The sequence below is a fragment of the uncultured Brevundimonas sp. genome (assembly GCF_937870815.1).
Classification (GTDB): domain Bacteria; phylum Pseudomonadota; class Alphaproteobacteria; order Caulobacterales; family Caulobacteraceae; genus Brevundimonas.
On sequence record NZ_CALMZS010000212.1, the window covers coordinates 1 to 14,893 of the forward strand.

The 14,893-nt window shown below is 71.0% G+C and carries 14 protein-coding genes and 1 other RNA gene; 14 read left to right on the forward strand and 1 reads right to left on the reverse strand.

All coding sequences use genetic code 11. The features are described from left to right. Positions 1 to 291, forward strand: a 291-nt coding sequence (locus Q0588_RS14745; protein ID WP_298747683.1) for an SIMPL domain-containing protein, incomplete at its 5' end; no start/stop codon positions are given. Between the two features lie 21 nt (positions 292 to 312). On the opposite strand, the gene panD is transcribed toward Q0588_RS14745, so the two are convergent. Beyond that, positions 313 to 669, reverse strand: a complete 357-nt coding sequence (gene panD, locus Q0588_RS14750) for an aspartate 1-decarboxylase (protein ID WP_298747684.1) — start codon at positions 667 to 669, stop codon at positions 313 to 315. A gap of 214 nt (positions 670 to 883) precedes the next feature. Between panD and sppA the strand changes: the two genes are divergently transcribed. The 13 genes from sppA (at position 884) to ftsW (ending at position 14,888) form a co-directional block, all read left to right on the forward strand. Next, a complete protein-coding gene (gene sppA, locus Q0588_RS14755; RefSeq protein ID WP_298747685.1) occupies positions 884 to 2,665 on the forward strand; it encodes a signal peptide peptidase SppA in 1,782 nt (593 codons plus the stop codon). A gap of 110 nt (positions 2,666 to 2,775) precedes the next feature. Further along, positions 2,776 to 3,099 (forward strand): hypothetical protein, encoded by a 324-nt coding sequence (locus Q0588_RS14760; RefSeq protein WP_298747686.1) that lies wholly within the window; start codon positions 2,776 to 2,778, stop codon positions 3,097 to 3,099. Between the two features lies 1 nt (position 3,100). Continuing rightward, the gene (locus Q0588_RS14765) at positions 3,101 to 3,862 is read left to right on the forward strand and encodes an N-acetylmuramoyl-L-alanine amidase (RefSeq protein ID WP_298747687.1); all 762 of its coding nucleotides are present in this window, start codon (positions 3,101 to 3,103) and stop codon (positions 3,860 to 3,862) included. Positions 3,863 to 3,922: 60 nt separating this feature from the next. Next, positions 3,923 to 4,363, forward strand: an RNA gene (gene rnpB, locus Q0588_RS14770) — RNase P RNA component class A. 370 nt (positions 4,364 to 4,733) lie between these two features. Continuing rightward, complete coding sequence (locus Q0588_RS14775) at positions 4,734 to 5,219, forward strand: division/cell wall cluster transcriptional repressor MraZ (protein ID WP_298747850.1); 486 nt, start codon at positions 4,734 to 4,736, stop codon at positions 5,217 to 5,219. Continuing rightward, positions 5,216 to 6,181 carry a 16S rRNA (cytosine(1402)-N(4))-methyltransferase RsmH gene (gene rsmH / locus Q0588_RS14780; RefSeq protein WP_298747688.1) on the forward strand — a complete coding sequence of 322 codons (966 nt, stop codon included), beginning with the start codon at positions 5,216 to 5,218 and terminating at the stop codon, positions 6,179 to 6,181. Before Q0588_RS14775 ends, rsmH begins: the two co-directional genes overlap by 4 nt. Next, positions 6,178 to 6,588 carry a cell division protein gene (locus tag Q0588_RS14785; protein WP_298747689.1) on the forward strand — a complete coding sequence of 137 codons (411 nt, stop codon included), beginning with the start codon at positions 6,178 to 6,180 and terminating at the stop codon, positions 6,586 to 6,588. Before rsmH ends, Q0588_RS14785 begins: the two co-directional genes overlap by 4 nt. Further along, positions 6,585 to 8,324, forward strand: coding sequence for a penicillin-binding protein 2 (locus Q0588_RS14790; RefSeq protein WP_298747690.1), 1,740 nt, complete (start codon positions 6,585 to 6,587; stop codon positions 8,322 to 8,324). The genes Q0588_RS14785 and Q0588_RS14790 overlap by 4 nt, the downstream gene beginning before the upstream one ends. After that, on the forward strand, positions 8,321 to 9,781 hold the full coding sequence (locus Q0588_RS14795) for a UDP-N-acetylmuramoyl-L-alanyl-D-glutamate--2,6-diaminopimelate ligase (protein WP_298747691.1): 1,461 nt from the start codon (positions 8,321 to 8,323) through the stop codon (positions 9,779 to 9,781). Before Q0588_RS14790 ends, Q0588_RS14795 begins: the two co-directional genes overlap by 4 nt. Further along, complete coding sequence (gene murF / locus Q0588_RS14800) at positions 9,774 to 11,201, forward strand: UDP-N-acetylmuramoyl-tripeptide--D-alanyl-D-alanine ligase (protein WP_298747692.1); 1,428 nt, start codon at positions 9,774 to 9,776, stop codon at positions 11,199 to 11,201. The genes Q0588_RS14795 and murF overlap by 8 nt, the downstream gene beginning before the upstream one ends. Positions 11,202 to 11,211: 10 nt before the next feature. Then, entirely contained in the window at positions 11,212 to 12,321 is a 1,110-nt protein-coding gene (gene mraY / locus Q0588_RS14805) for a phospho-N-acetylmuramoyl-pentapeptide-transferase (protein ID WP_298747693.1), read from the forward strand. Continuing rightward, the gene (murD, locus tag Q0588_RS14810; RefSeq protein ID WP_298747697.1) at positions 12,322 to 13,713 is read left to right on the forward strand and encodes a UDP-N-acetylmuramoyl-L-alanine--D-glutamate ligase; all 1,392 of its coding nucleotides are present in this window, start codon (positions 12,322 to 12,324) and stop codon (positions 13,711 to 13,713) included. Then, positions 13,710 to 14,888, forward strand: coding sequence for a putative lipid II flippase FtsW (ftsW, locus tag Q0588_RS14815; RefSeq protein WP_298747699.1), 1,179 nt, complete (start codon positions 13,710 to 13,712; stop codon positions 14,886 to 14,888). Before murD ends, ftsW begins: the two co-directional genes overlap by 4 nt. Positions 14,889 to 14,893: the final 5 nt, after the last annotated feature.

Sequence of the window (14,893 nt, forward strand, 5' to 3'; positions counted from 1 at the left end):
CAGATCGACGGCATCGGCTTCGGCCTCAAGGACCCCACGGCCGCCGAGAACCAGGCGCGCCAGCTGGCGGTGCGCAACCTGCAGGCCAAGGCGGCGCTGTATTCCCAAGCCCTCGGCGTTCCGCTGGGCGGCATCCGCTCGCTGACCGAGGGCGGCGGCTACACGCCCCGGCCGCCGGTCCCGATGTACGCCCGCACTGAAATGGCCATGGACGCCGGCTCGACTCCGGTGGCCGCCGGCGAACTGACGGTGCGGATCGACATCACCGGGGTGTACGATCTGGAGCGGTAGGTCTTCAGTTGCGTCAAGCCGTCAGGCCGCGCGCCTGATCTCGTTGCGGTCGTCGAGCAGCACCACGGTGGGCGACCACTGGCGGGCCTCCTCCTGCGGCAGTTGGCCATAGGTCACGACGATGACCCTGTCGTTCTTCTGCACCAGTCGGGCGGCGGCGCCGTTGACGCCGATGACGCGCGAGCCGCGCGGGGCCTCGATGGCGTAGGTGGTGAAGCGCTGGCCATTGGTGATGTTCAGCACATCGACCTGCTCGTGCGGCAGGATTCCGGCGGCGTCCAGCAGGTCGGCGTCGATGGCGATCGAGCCTTCGTAGTCCAGGTCGGCCTGGGTCACCGTGGCGCGGTGCAGCTTGGCCTTCATCAGGGTGACCAGCATGGGAGGTGCGGTCCGGATGTGACGCGGGGCGATCGGCCCCCGCTCGCAGGCTGCTGATATAGGGGCAGGCGGGCGCGCCATCAATCATTCCTGCTGCAATGCAGCACCGGGCCGGGTTCGCGTGTTACGTGACGTTCATTTGACGGCAAACCCTGTCGCCCTATGGTCCGGATCGGCCAAAGCCCGGCCCGCGCCCCGGACCCCGACCCTCTCCATGAAGCAATTCTTCCTGACTTTGCTCGGCGTGTTCGCCGGCCTGGTGCTGTTCTTCGTCATCGTGCCGGTGGTGTTGATCACCGTGGCGGTCAGTTCGGCCTCGTCGAAGGCGCCGACGCCCTCGAACACCGTGCTGGAGCTGGACCTGCGCGAGGGCGTGACCGACCAGCCCCCGACCAGTCCGTTGGCCCTGTTCGGCGGCCCGGGCCTGTCGACCATGCAGATCGTCGACACCCTGGCCCAGGCCGAGGAGGACAAGCGCGTCAAGGCGCTGCTGATCCGGCTGCCGGAGGCCGGCATCACCCCCGCCGCCGCCGACGAGATCCGCCAGGCGGTGCGCCGCTTCCGCCGCTCGGGCAAGGTCGTCATCGCCCACGCCCAGGGCTTCCAGCCGGTCGGAACCGCGGTGTCCAGCTACATGATCGGGGCCTCGGCCTCGGAACTGTGGATGCAGAACACCTCCAGCTTCCAGCTGGCGGGCTTTTCGGCCGAGTCGGTCTTCCTCGGGCGGGCGCTGGAGAAATACGGCGTCAACGCCCAGTTCGAACAGCGCTACGAGTACAAGAACGCCGTCAACGAATTCACCGAGAGCGACTTCACCCCGGCCCACCGCGAGGCGATGAGCGCCTGGATGACCTCGATCTACACCTCGGCCCTGGCCAATGCCGCCCAGGACCGCAGGGTGACGCCGCAGGCCCTGCGCGCCACCATCGAGGCCGGCCCCTATTCGTCCGCCCAGGCGCTGCAGCGCCGGTTGATCGACAGGATCGGCCAGGTCGAGCAGGCCGAGGCCGAGGCCCGGCGCCGGGCCGGGCGGGGGGCCGAAATCCTCGAGTTCGGCGACTACGCCTCCTCCCGGGGCGAGCGCGCCGGGTCCGGCCGCAACGCCATCGCCATCGTCGGCGGCGAGGGGGCCATCATGACCGGGACCGGCGACAACGCCGATCCGTTCGGCGGCGGCTCGTCGATCCTGTCCGACGACCTCGCCCGGGCCCTCTACGACGCCATTGAGGATAAATCGGTCAAGGCCATCGTGTTCCGGGTGTCGTCGCCCGGCGGCTCGCCCGACGCCTCTGAACAGATCCTGGCGGCGGTGCGCGCGGCCAAGGCCGCCGGCAAGCCGGTGGTGGTGTCGATGGGCGACTATGCGGCGTCCGGGGGCTACTGGATCAGCTCGGAGGCCGACTGGATCGTCGCCCAGCCGTCGACCCTGACCGGCTCGATCGGGGTATTCGGCGGCAAGCTGGTGCTGGCCGAGGCGCTGGGCCGGTTCGGCGTCGACATGCGCAACCTGGCGGTCGGCGGCGATTACGCCGACGCCTTCTCGCCGTCCGAGCCGTTCGATCCCGCCGACCGGCGCGCCTTCGCGGCCTCCATCGACCGGACCTACGAGGAATTCATCGCCCGCGTCGCGCGCGGCCGCAACCTGCCGCCGGCCAGGGTGCGCGAGATCGCCCGCGGTCGCGTCTGGACCGGGGCCCAGGCGCGCTCGCTGGGCCTCGTCGACCAGCTGGGCGGCCTCGAGGAGGCCGTCGCCAAGGCCAGGCAGCTGGCCCGAATCCCCAACGACGAGTCGGTGCGCTTCAAACGCTATCCGGAGGTGAAGTCGCCGCTGGCCGCCCTGTCGGAGATGTTCGGGGTCTCGGGCGAGGCGGCGCGGGTGCTGGTCGGCGTCGGCGGGATCATCAACGATCCGCAGGCCGAGGCCGCCGTGCGACGGCTCCAGGCCGAACGGGCGCGGGCCGCCGGGGCCACGGTCCTGGCGGATCAGCCCTATTGAGGCGGCGGCCCGCAGACACTCGCCTGTGAAGCGGCCCCTCATTGACCGTTCATCCCTATGGACCGACATTCAGAGTTCGGCGTTGTTCGCGACGTCCCGGAGATAAAGCCATGACCCAGTCCGACCGCCTGATCTTCGGCTCCGGCCCGTCCGCCCCGCGTCCCGCCAACGGGCTGGTCGCGTCGGTGATGTGGCTCGGCGGGCTGATCGCCACCCTGGCGGCCATGGCCGTAGGCGCCGTGCTGGCGGTGTTCACCGCCGCCGCGGTGACGGTGATCGCGGTCTTCGCCGGGGCGCTGGTCTTCCTCGCCGGCCTCGCCCTGCGCGCCCGGCGCACCCTGTCCGGGCGCCGCCGGCGCGGCGACGACGTCATCGAGGCGCACAAGGTCGACGGCACCTGGGTGGCCTACGGCTGGGAGCGCCCGGGCCGCTAGGATGCTGGTCGTCCGGGACGCGCCGTCGGCCAATTTCGACAGTCGCCGCGGCCCGCCCGACATGCTGGTGCTGCACTACACCGGCATGCGCACGGCCGACGAGGCGGTCGCCCGCCTGCGTGACCCTGCGGCAAAGGTGTCTGCCCACTATGTGGTCGACGAGGACGGCGCCATCCTGCGGCTGGTCGCCGAGGAGCACCGCGCCTGGCACGCCGGCCGCGGCGCCTGGCAGGGCGAGACCGACTGCAACGCCGCCTCGATCGGCATCGAGATCGTCAATCCGGGCCCCGAGTTCGGCTACCGCGACTTCCCCGAGGCGCAGATCGACGCGGTGATCAGCCTGGTCAGCGACATCCGCACCCGCTGGACCATCCCCGACGCCCGCATCATCGGCCACTCCGACCTGGCCCCCGAGCGCAAGCAGGATCCGGGCGAACGGTTTCCGTGGAAGCGGCTGGCGGCCGCCGGCCACGGCCTGTGGTTTGAACCGGCGCCGGAGCGGATCGCGGCGCTCGGCGCGCCGCTGGCCGTCGGCGACGGGGGGCTGGGCGTGGCGGTGCTGCGCGCCGGCCTGCACCGGCTCGGCTACGGCCTGCCGCCCGGCGGCGACTACGACGAGTCGACGAAGCTGACCGTCGCGGCCTTCCAGCGCCACTGGCGGCCGGCGCGGGTCGACGGCGTCGCCGACGGGGAGACGCGGGCGACGCTGATGGGGGTGCTCCAGCTGGCCACGGCGGAGAGCGTCACGGGGGTGCTGAGCTAGAGCGCGCTCGGTAAGGGGAGAACATTGACGCGCGGCTCCGTCGCGCCCATCTGTCCCCGGTCAGACGGTCGGGCGGTCGCCCTGCTTCGCCAAGGCTACGCAGGGCTTTGCCCTGAGAAGCGGAACGCGAAGCAGGGAGGAAAGTCCGGGCTCCACGGTGAAATGGCGGCGGATAATTTCCGCCCGGGGCGACCCGAGGGATAGCGCCACAGAAAGCAAACCTCCGGCCTTGCGAGGCCGGTAAGGGTGAAAGGGTGGGGTAAGAGCCCACCGCGTGCCTGGCAACAGGGACGGCATGGCAAGCCCCGCCTGGAGCAAGACCGAATAGGGACGTCGCGCGGCGCAGGATTCGTTCCCGGGCCGCAGGGTTCACCGCCCGAGGCGTCCGGGTAGGTCGCGAGAACCGGTCAGCAATGGCCGGTCCAGAGGAATGATCGTCGCCGCCCCAAGACTTTGGTTTCGGGGGCGGAACAGAACCCGGCTTACAGGCCGTCTGACATTACATTTCCTGGGGCGCTAACGCTCGCGACGCGGTCGCTCGCTGCTTGAGCGCGGTTCGTCACCTCCGGCTTGACCGAGGGGTCGCGCCGCGGCCGCTCCCTGCTTGAGGCGCCGTTCCCCCGCACGCCGCGTCGTCAACCTTTTTGCAGCGCAACATTCATCCACAAGCCTGTCTATACTTTGGATGTTCCATGTATGTTCCGATATGTACAGCCTTCGCGCCTACGGCCGAGGTTAACTTCCGTCAACTATTCCCATTGAGGCCCATTTCATCCCATGCTATCCCATAGACCTGAGTTGGGGTTCGGCGGGCGCGGGAATGCGCCCAGACGCAGAGGGGCGGATCGAAGGGTCCGAGTTGGGGCAGGGCGTGTTTCTCTCGACCTATGAGAAACAACTGGACAGCAAGCGCCGCCTGCTGATCCCGCAGGAGTTCCGCACCGCCGACAACGGCGCCGAACACGGCGTGTTCTGCTTCTTCTCGATCGAGTCCGACTGTCTCGAGGCCGGCGGCGACAAGCTGATGGCCGAATATGTCTCGATGATCGAGGAGCTGCCGTTCGGCGACGACGTGCGCACGGCCCTGGAGGAGACCTTCTACGCCGGTCAGCGGCCGCTGGCCTATGACGGCGGGGGACGGATCACCCTGCCGGAACATCTCTGCCAGGACGCCGGGCTGGGCGAGGACGTGGTCATCGTCGGCCTCGGCTCGCGCTTCCAGGTCTGGGACCGGGCCCGCTGGAACGCGCGCCGCGACGAGCGCCGGGCCCTGGCCCGTCAGGCCGTGCGCGAGCGCGGCGAGGCCGGGCGCAAGGCGCTGCTGGCCGGGCGGCGTCCGGTCGGGGAGGGCGCATGACCTCGCCCCACGCTCCGGTCCTTCTGGCCGAGGTGCTCGAGGCGCTGGCCCCCCGGGCCGGCGATGTGATCATCGACGCCACCTTCGGGGCCGGCGGCTACAGCCGCGCCATCCTCGCCACCGGAGCGACGGTCATCGCCCTCGACCGCGACCCGACGGTGCGGCCGCACGCCGACGCCGTCGCCAATGACTTCCCCGGCAAATTCCGTCTGATCCGCACGCCCTTCTCGGGTCTGGCCGAAGCCTTCGCCGACAGCGGCGAGGCGCGGCTGGACGGGGTGGTGTTCGACATCGGCGTCTCGTCGATGCAGCTGGACCAGGCCGAGCGCGGCTTCTCCTTCATGCGCGACGGTCCGCTGGACATGCGCATGTCCGCCAATTCCGATCATGGCGGCGAGACCGCCGCCGACATCGTCAACAGCTGGGATCACGGGCCGCTGGCCCATATCTTCAAGCTCTACGGCGACGAGCGGCAGTCGGGCCGGGTGGCCACCGCCATCCTGCGCCGCCGGGCCGAGCGGCCGTTCACCCGCACGCTGGACCTGGCCGAGGTGGTCGAAAAGGCGCTGGGCGGCCGCCGCGGCGCGCCGATCCATCCGGCCACACGGGTGTTTCAGGCCCTGCGCATCGCCGTCAACGACGAGCTGGGAGAGCTGCGCGCCGGGCTGGAGGCGGCCGAGGCGACCTTGTCTTCCGGGGGCCGGCTGGCCGTGGTCACCTTCCATTCGCTGGAGGACCGCATCGTCAAGGCCTTCCTGACCGAGCGGACCGGCAATGCGCCCGGCGGCTCGCGCCACGCGCCGGTCGCCGCCGATCCACGCAAGCCCAGTTTCACCCTGCGTTTCAAGGGCGCGCGCGAGGCCTGCGAGGCGGAGCGCGCCGCCAATCCGCGCGCCCGCTCGGCCCGGCTGCGCGCCGCGGTGCGCACCGACGCCCCGGCCTGGGGGAGGATCGCGGCATGAGCGCCGCCGGAGCCCTGAAGCGGGTGTTCGACTGGAAGGTCCGCGGCGTCCGCTGGGTCGAGATCATCGGCGTGGCGCTGGTCGCCGCCATGATCTTCTCGGTCTATCTGGCCAAGGCGGCGGCGGCGAGCGAGAGCGCCCGCATCGCCAGCCTGGAGCGGCAGATCACCCAGAACGGCCAGCGCGTGCGCCTGCTGCGGGCCGAGGTCGCCCGGCTGGAGCAGCCTGGCCGTCTGGAAGCCCTGTCGCGGATGGCGGGCCTCGCGCCCGTGGATGTGCGCCGCCAGGCGACGGTGGCGCGCCTGCCCGAACTGGCCCCGATCCCCGATCCGGAACCGGTGGTCATCGTCGCGCCGACCATTCCGTCCGTCCCGATCGAGGCCGATCCCGCGGAGGTCGCGCAATGAGCGTGCACGACGACGCCTGGAACCGCCCCGCCCCCGGACGCCCGGGCGGCGGCGTCTCGATGCCGTCGTGGCGGTGGCTGACCGAGATCATGTGGCGGATCGAGCATTCGTTCGGCCGCGCCCGGGCCGACGCCCGGCCCGAGGAGGACACCCGGGTCCGCATCTTCGTCATCCTGTCGCTGTTCTCGGCCGTGTTCGTCTGCCTGGCCCTCGGCGCGGCCAATGCGGCGCTGCTGGCTCCCCGGGGCGGCGTCGGCTCGGCCAGCCATCCGAACGCGGTCGCGCGGGCCGACGTCGTCGACCGCAACGGCGCCCTGCTGGCCACCAACATCGTCCACTACGGCCTCTATATCGATCCGGCCGAGGTCTGGGACCGGCGCGCCGCCGCCCTGCAGATCAGGCGGGTCCTGCCGCGGATTCCGATGCGCCGGCTGAACCGGGTGCTGTCCGGCGACCGGCGGCTGATCGTCATGCCGGGCCTGACGCCGGCCGAGAAGGCCGGCGTGCACCGCCTCGCCCTGGGCGGGGTGAGCTTCGAGCCTGAGGACCGCCGGGTCTATCCGCTGGGCGCGACGGCCGCTCATCTGCTCGGCGTCGCCGACACAGGCGGCCAAGGCATCACCGGCGCCGAACTGGCCTTCAACCGCGAGATCCGCGAGGCCGGGGCCCGCGGCGAGTCGTTCCCCCTGTCGATCGATCTGCGCGTCCAGGGCGTGCTCGAGAACGAACTGGCCCAGGCCGTCGCCGACAGCCAGGCCAAGGGCGCCGTCGGCGTCATCGCCGACGTCCAGACCGGCGAGATTCTCGGCATGGCCAGCTGGCCGACCACCGACCGGCTCAACCGCGCGACCTCGGCCCATTACGAGATGGGTTCGGTGTTCAAGACCTTCACCGTCGCCGCCGGGCTCGATACCGGCCGGGCCGACATCAACACCCGGTTCGACGCCTCCCAGGCCTTCATGATCGGCAAGCGCCGCATCACCGACTTCCACGCCACCAACCAGGTGCTGACGCTGGAAGAAGTCTATCTGCACTCGTCCAACATCGGCACCTCCCGCCTCGCCGTCGAGATGGGGCCGGCGACCATGCGCGACTATTTCGGCCGCTTCGGCCTGCTCGACGCCGCCCCGATCGAACTGCATGAATCCGCCCGTCCGCGCCGCCCCGGCCAGTGGGACGATTCGACCCTGGCGTCGCTGTCGTTCGGCTATGGCATCATGATCACCCCGCTGCAGATGACGGCGGCCATGGGGGCCCTGACCAACGGCGGGCGGTTCATCCCGCTGACCCTGCGCAAGGGCGGCCGGCCGGACGTCGGGGCTCGCCAGGTGGTCAGCCCGCAGACCTCCCTGACCCTTCTGGACCTGCTGCGCCGCAACGTGGTGCGCGGCTCGGGCGGGCGGGCCGAGGCTGCGGGCCTGCGCGTCGGCGGCAAGACCGGCTCGGCCAACAAGCTGGTCAACGGCCGCTACGACCCCACCCACGCGGTCGGCACCTTCGCCGCCGTCTTCCCGGCCGACGGACCGGTCGACGCGCGGCGCTATTCGATCCTGATCCTGATCGACGAGCCCGGGACCTATCCGCGCACCGGCGGCTTCGTGGCCGCCCCGGCGGCGGGCCGCATCGCCGACCGCATCGCCCCCTTCCTCGGGGTCGAGCGCCGCGCCGACCGGTACCGCACCGCCCTCGGCGAAACAATTCCGGCGCCCGACGACGCCGGGGAGGACGGCCGATGAGCCCCGCCTCGATCCGCCTGTCCGATCTGCTGCGCCGCGAGGTGCCGGCCGACCCCCTGATCACCGGGGTCACCGCCGACAGCCGCAAGGTTGCGCCGGGCAGCCTGTTCGTGGCCCTGCCCGGCAGTGCCGCGGACGGCCGGGCCTTCATCCCGCAGGCCCTGGCGAAGGGCGCGGCGGCGGTGCTGGCCCCGACCGACACCGACACGGCGGCGGCCCCGGTGCTGGTGACCTCGGGCGACGTGCGGCGCAGCTACGCGATCGCCGCCCGCGGCTTCTACGGCGCCCAGCCCGCGACCTGCGTCGCCATCACCGGCACCAACGGCAAGACCTCGGTGGCCGCCTTCTGCCGGCAGATCTGGGCCTCGCTCGGACTGTCCGCCGCAAGCATGGGGACGCTGGGGGTTTTGAAACAGACGGGTAACGTTAACCAGGTGTTGACCGGCCCCGGACTGACCAGCCCCGACGCCGCCGACGCCGCCCGCCTGCTGGCCGAGCTGGCGGCCGGCGGGGTGACCCACCTGGCCCTGGAGGCCTCGTCGCACGGCATCGAACAGCGCCGGCTGGACGGGGTGTCGCTGAAGGCGGCGGCCTTCACCAACCTGACCCAGGATCATCTCGACTACCACGGCGATATGGAGGCCTATCGCGCCGCCAAGCTGCGCCTGTTCGAGACCCTGCTGCCGCGCGGCCGGACAGCGGTGCTGAACGCCGACTCGGAGGCCTATTCCAGTTTCGCCGCCGCCTCGATCATGTCGGGCCTGGGGGTGATGGCCGTGGGCGAGCGGGGCCGCGACCTGACGCTGGTGGCCCGCCGGGCCGTGCCCGAGGGCCAGCGCCTCACCCTCGACGCGCGCGGCGCCCTGCATGAGGTGCTGCTGCCCCTGGCGGGCGCATTCCAGGCCTCCAACGCCCTCGTCGCCGCCGGCCTGTGCATCGCCGCCGGCGAGACGCCGGAGCGGGTGCTGGCCGGCCTCGAGCGGATCACCGGCGCGCAGGGGCGGCTGCAGCGCATCCCCGGCCCCGGACGCGGCGAGGTCTATGTCGACTACGCCCACACCCCCGACGGGCTGGAGACGGTGCTGAAGGCCCTGCGCCCGCGCGCGACGGGGCGGCTGATCGTGGTCTTCGGCGCGGGCGGCGATCGCGACCGGGCCAAGCGTCCGCTGATGGGCGAGATCGCCGGGCGGCTGGCCGACGTGGCCATCGTCACCGACGACAATCCGCGCTCGGAAGACCCGGCCGCGATCCGCCGCGCGGTGCGCGAGGGCTGCCCCGACGCGCGGGAGATCGGCGACCGCCGCGCCGCCATCCGCCACGCCATCGAACAGATGCGCGACGGAGATGTGGTGATCATCGCCGGAAAAGGGCATGAGCAGGGACAGATCGTCGGCGCGGTGACCCACCCCTTCGACGACGCCGCCGAAGCCGCCGAAGCCCTGCGTATCCATGCCTGAGACCGCTCCCCTCTGGACCTCCTCCGAAATCGAGGCCGCGACGGGCGGGCGGCTGTCCGGCGACGGCTTCGAGGCGTCCGGTGTCGCCTACAACAGCCGCGAAATCGTGCCGGGCGATCTGTTCGTGGCGCTGAAGGGCGCCCGCGACGGTCATGACTTCGCGGTCGCCGCCTTCGCCGCCGGCGCCGCCGGAGCGATCACCGACCGGCCGGTCGAGGGCGGTCCCTCGGTCGTCGTCGCCGACACCCTGCAGGCGCTCGAGGCCCTCGGCGCGGCCGCGCGGGAGCGCAGCCCGCACGTCCGCCGCGGCGCCGTCACGGGCTCGGTCGGCAAGACCAGCGTGACCCAGGCGATCAAGGCCGGTCTCGACCTCGCGGGACCCGCCCACGCCTCGATCAAGAGCTACAACAACCATATCGGCGTGCCGCTGACCCTGGCGCGAATGCCGCGGACGGTCGAGCGGGCCGTGTTCGAGATCGGCATGAACGCCCCGGGCGAGATCGCCCCCCTGTCGAGGATGGTGCGCCCGCACGCCGCCTGCGTGACCACGGTCGGTCCGGTGCATATCGAAGCCTTCGCCGACGGCGAGGCGGGCGTCGCCGCAGAGAAGGCGTCGATCTTCGAAGGCCTTGCGCCCGGCGGCGTGGCGGTTCTGAACGGCGACATCGGCTTCGCCGCCGTGCTGGACGCCGCCGCGCGCAAGGCCGGCGCCCGGCGGGTCACCTTCGGCGCCTCGGCCGGGCACGACGCCCGCCTGCTGGACTTCATCCCGGGCCCCGACGGCGCGCGGGTGAGGGCCGAGCTGTTCGGCGAGCCGCTGGACTTCCCGCTGCGCCAGTCGGGGTTCCACTGGGGCCTCAACAGCCTGTGCGTGCTGCTGATGCTCGACGCGCTCGGGGCGCCGCCCGAAATCGGCCTGGCCGCGCTGGCCGATTTCGAGCCGCTGGCCGGCCGGGGCCAGACGGCGGTGGTCCAGGCGCCGGGGGGCGCCTTCACCCTGATCGACGAGAGCTACAACGCCAATCCCCTGTCGATGGCGGCCGGCTTCCGCAGCCTCGGCGCCCGGCCGGTCGGGCCGGGGGCGCGCCGCATCGTGGTGCTGAGCGACATGCTGGAGCTCGGCGACCGGTCCCGCGCCCTGCACGAAGGCCTGGCCGCGCCCATCGCCGCCGCGGGCCTCGATCTGGTCCATACGGCGGGGCCCGAGATGAGGCGGCTCCACGATATACTGCCGCCTGAACGGCGGGGCCTGTGGCGCGAAACCGCCGCCGATCTCGCCGCCGAGGCCGCCGAACTGGTTGCGCCCGGCGACATCGTCATGGTCAAGGGATCGAACGGGTCGAAGGCGTCGCTGGTCGCCCGGGCCCTCGCCGCGCTCGGCCTCCCCTCAAGCAGCGACGCGCCGCGCGCGGAGCGATAGGGAACGCAAGATGTTCTACCTGCTGTATCTCCACTACGCCGACATCGCCCAGGACTATCCGCTGCTCAACCTGGTCCAGTACCAGACGGTGCGGGTCGCCCTGGCCATGGCCACGGCCATGATCGTCGCGGTGGCCATGGGCAGCCGTTTCATCGCCTGGATGCGGGTCAAGCAGGGCAAGGGCCAGCCGATCCGCGCCGACGGCCCGGTCTCCCACCTGTCCAAGGTCGGCACCCCGACCATGGGCGGGCTGATGATCCTCGCCGGCATCGCCGTGGCCGTTCTGCTGTGGGGCGACCTGACCAATCCCTACATCTGGATCGTCAGCCTGGTGACCGCCGCCTTCGGGGTGCTGGGCTTCATCGACGACTACGCCAAGGTGTCAAAACAGACCTCGGCCGGCCTGACCTCGAAACAGAAGCTGGTGGCCCAGGTCATCGTCTCGGTCATCGCCGGCGTCCTGACGGTGCTGTGGATGACGCAGTCGCCGACCTCGCCCAACCTCGAGACCTCGATCGCCTTCCCGTTCTTCAAGGCGGTGCTGCTGAACGTGGGCTGGTTCTATGTCCTGTTCGCCGCCTTCACCCTCGTCGGCTTCTCCAACGCCGTGAACCTGACCGACGGCCTGGACGGCCTGGCCATCGTGCCGGTGATGATGGCGGCGGCGGCCTTCGGGATCATCAGCTATCTCGTCGGCAACTTCATCTTCTCCGACTATCTCGGCGTCCACCATGTGCCCGGCTCGGGCGAGCTGGCCATCTTCTGCGCCGCCATCATCGGCGGCGGCACCGGCTTCCTCTGGTACAACGCCCCGCCGGCCAAGATCTTCATGGGCGACACCGGCTCGCTGGCCCTGGGCGGCGCGCTCGGCGCCATCGCCGTGGCCACCAAGCACGAACTGGTGCTGGGCATCGTCGGCGGCCTGTTCGTCGTCGAGGCGGCCTCGGTGATGATCCAGGTGGCCTATTTCAAGGCCACCAGGAAGCGCATCTTCCTGATGGCTCCGATCCACCATCATTTCGAGAAGATGGGCTGGCCGGAGTCGACGGTGGTGATCCGCTTCTGGATCGTCGCGGCCATGCTGGCGCTGGCCGGCCTGGCCACGCTGAAGCTCAGATAGATGATCCCGGTCCCCGGCTTCGAAGGGCGGCGGATCGCGGTCTTCGGCCTCGGCCGGTCGGGACTGACGGCGGCGCGGGCGCTGAAGGCCGGCGGGGCCCTGCCGGTGCTGTGGGACGACAGCGTCTCCAGCCGGATGCAGGCCGGGGCGGAAGGGTTCGCGCTCGAGGATCTGACCGCCGCCGACTGGTCCGGTTTTGCGGCCCTGGTGCTGTCGCCGGGCGCGCCGCTGACCCATCCGAAGCCGCACTGGACGGTCGGCAAGGCTCGCGAGGCGGGGATCGAGATCATTGGCGACATCGAGCTGTTCGCCCGCGCCCTCGCCGCCCTGCCTGAAGCGGAGCGGCCCAAGGTTGTCGCCATCACCGGCACCAACGGCAAGTCGACCACCACCGCCCTGATCGGCTGGGTGCTGAAACAGGCCGGGATGACCGTCCACGTCGGCGGCAACATCGGCATCGGCGTGCTGGCCCTGCCGGCCCCCACGCCGGGCGCGGTCTATGTGATCGAGGTGTCGAGCTATCAGCTGGACCTGACGACGTCGTTCGCCCCGGACATCGCCGTGCTTACCAACATCACGCCCGACCATCTGGAGCGCCACGGCGGTATGGACGGTTACGTCGCGGCGAAGAAGCGGATATTTGCGCACGCGGGGCTATCGCTGGTGGGGGTGGATGAGGAATGGGGACGGCACATGCTCGCCGACCTCAGGGGCGGGAAGAGACCTGCAGTCGAGGTCACCACCCGCGTCCCTTCCCCCCTTGCGGGGGAAGGAAGGGTCCTTGTGACCGCCGGCTTGCTACAGGCCGACGGACAGGGAATTGACCTCACGAAAGCCCGCTCGCTGCCGGGACGGCACAACGCCCAGAACGCCGCCTTCGCCTACGCCGCCGCCCGCGCGCTCGACGTGCCGCATGAGGCCGCCGTCGAGGGCCTCCTGACCTTCCCCGGCCTCGCTCACCGGATGGAGCAAATCGGTCAATTGGGACGCGTCAAATTCGTCAATGACTCGAAAGCGACCAATTCCGACGCGGCGCGGCAGGCCCTGTCGTCCTACGAGCGCAGCTACTGGATCGCCGGCGGGCGGGCCAAGGCGGGCGGCATCGACGATCTCGAGGACCTGTTCCCGCGCGTCGCCGAAGCCTTCCTGATCGGCGAGGCGGCCGGGCCGTTCGCGGCGCGGCTGGGCGACACCCCGCACCGGATCAGCGGCGACATGGCCGCCGCCGTAAAGGCCGCCGCCGAGGCCGCCGCCGCCACCGGCCGCGACGAGGTGGTGCTGCTGTCGCCCGCCGCCGCCAGCTTCGACCAGTATCCCGACTTCGAGGCGCGGGGAGAGGCCTTCCGCGCCGCCGTCCTCGCCCTCGGCGCAACCCCGGCAGGCGCGTCATGACCGAAGGCTACAGCCCCGCCTTCTCGCGCAACGACCAGAGCCCCATCGCCAAATGGTTCTGGACGGTCGACCGCGGCCTGCTGGCGGCGGCGTTTACGCTGATTGGGCTCGGCGTGGCGCTGAGCTTCGCCTCCAGCCCGGCCGCGATCAACGCCGACCAGTCGATCTCCGACCCCTTCCACTACGCATGGAGGATGATGGTCTGGGCCTCGATGGGGCTGGCGATCATGCTCGGCGCCTCCCTGCTGTCGCCGCGCGGGGTGCGCCGCATCGCCGTGCTGGCCTTGCTGGGCGCCCTCGTCACCATGATGGCCCTGCCGTTCATCGGCGACGAGGTGAAGGGGGCGGCCCGCTGGATCAACCTAGGCCCGTTCAGCCTGCAGCCGTCCGAGTTCGCCAAGCCCGGGCTGATCGTCTTCGCCGCCTGGATGTTCGCCGAGGCCCAGAAGGGGCAGGGGGTGCCCGGCGTCAGCATCGCCTTCGGCTTCTGGGCCCTGACCGTCGGCCTGCTGCTGATCCAGCCCGACATCGGCCAGACCCTGCTGGTCACCACCACCTTCATGGCCGTCTTCTTCATGGCCGGGGTGCCGCTGAAATGGGTGGCGGTGATCGCGGCGGCGGGCATGGCCGGGCTGGTGTCGCTGTATTTCGCCTTCGGCCATATGCGCGACCGTCTGAGCCGCTTCCTGTCGCCGGAAAGCGCCGACACCCACCAGATCGACCGCGCCTCCGAGGCCATCCGCGCCGGCGGCCTGGTCGGGCGCGGGGTGGGCGAGGGGGTGATGAAGCGTCACGTCCCCGACCTGCACACCGACTTCATCTATTCGGTCGGGGCCGAGGAATTCGGCCTGGTGCTGTCGCTGGCCATGATCGGCCTCTACGCCTTCATCGTCGTGCGCGGCATGAGGCGGGCGATGAAGCTGAACGACGCCTATGAGCAGACCGCCGCCGCCGGACTGTTCGTGCTGATCGGCCTGCAGGCCTGCATCAACATCGCCGTGAACCTGAACCTGATCCCGACCAAGGGCATGACCCTGCCGTTCATCAGCTACGGCGGCTCGTCGATGCTGGCCATGGGCCTGACCATGGGGCTCGCCCTGGCCCTGACCCGCCGCCGCCCGGGCGCCTATGAGCCGGGCGCCAGCCTGCCGCAGCGGCGGCGGATATTGCCGTAAGGCGG

Bases quoted from the DNA above. Each gene is read 5' to 3' on its own strand.
- Q0588_RS14765 (WP_298747687.1), top strand. From the start codon at position 3,101: ATGCTGGTCGTCCGGGACGCGCCGTCGGCCAATTTCGACAGTCGCCGC.
- murD (WP_298747697.1), top strand. From the start codon at position 12,322: ATGATCCCGGTCCCCGGCTTCGAAGGGCGGCGGATCGCGGTCTTCGGC.
- Q0588_RS14790 (WP_298747690.1), top strand. From the start codon at position 6,585: ATGAGCGTGCACGACGACGCCTGGAACCGCCCCGCCCCCGGACGCCCG.
- Q0588_RS14760 (WP_298747686.1), top strand. From the start codon at position 2,776: ATGACCCAGTCCGACCGCCTGATCTTCGGCTCCGGCCCGTCCGCCCCG.
- rsmH (WP_298747688.1), top strand. From the start codon at position 5,216: ATGACCTCGCCCCACGCTCCGGTCCTTCTGGCCGAGGTGCTCGAGGCG.
- Q0588_RS14785 (WP_298747689.1), top strand. From the start codon at position 6,178: ATGAGCGCCGCCGGAGCCCTGAAGCGGGTGTTCGACTGGAAGGTCCGC.
- sppA (WP_298747685.1), top strand. From the start codon at position 884: ATGAAGCAATTCTTCCTGACTTTGCTCGGCGTGTTCGCCGGCCTGGTG.
- murF (WP_298747692.1), top strand. From the start codon at position 9,774: ATGCCTGAGACCGCTCCCCTCTGGACCTCCTCCGAAATCGAGGCCGCG.
- Q0588_RS14795 (WP_298747691.1), top strand. From the start codon at position 8,321: ATGAGCCCCGCCTCGATCCGCCTGTCCGATCTGCTGCGCCGCGAGGTG.
- mraY (WP_298747693.1), top strand. From the start codon at position 11,212: ATGTTCTACCTGCTGTATCTCCACTACGCCGACATCGCCCAGGACTAT.
- panD (WP_298747684.1), bottom strand. From the start codon at position 669: ATGCTGGTCACCCTGATGAAGGCCAAGCTGCACCGCGCCACGGTGACC.
- ftsW (WP_298747699.1), top strand. From the start codon at position 13,710: ATGACCGAAGGCTACAGCCCCGCCTTCTCGCGCAACGACCAGAGCCCC.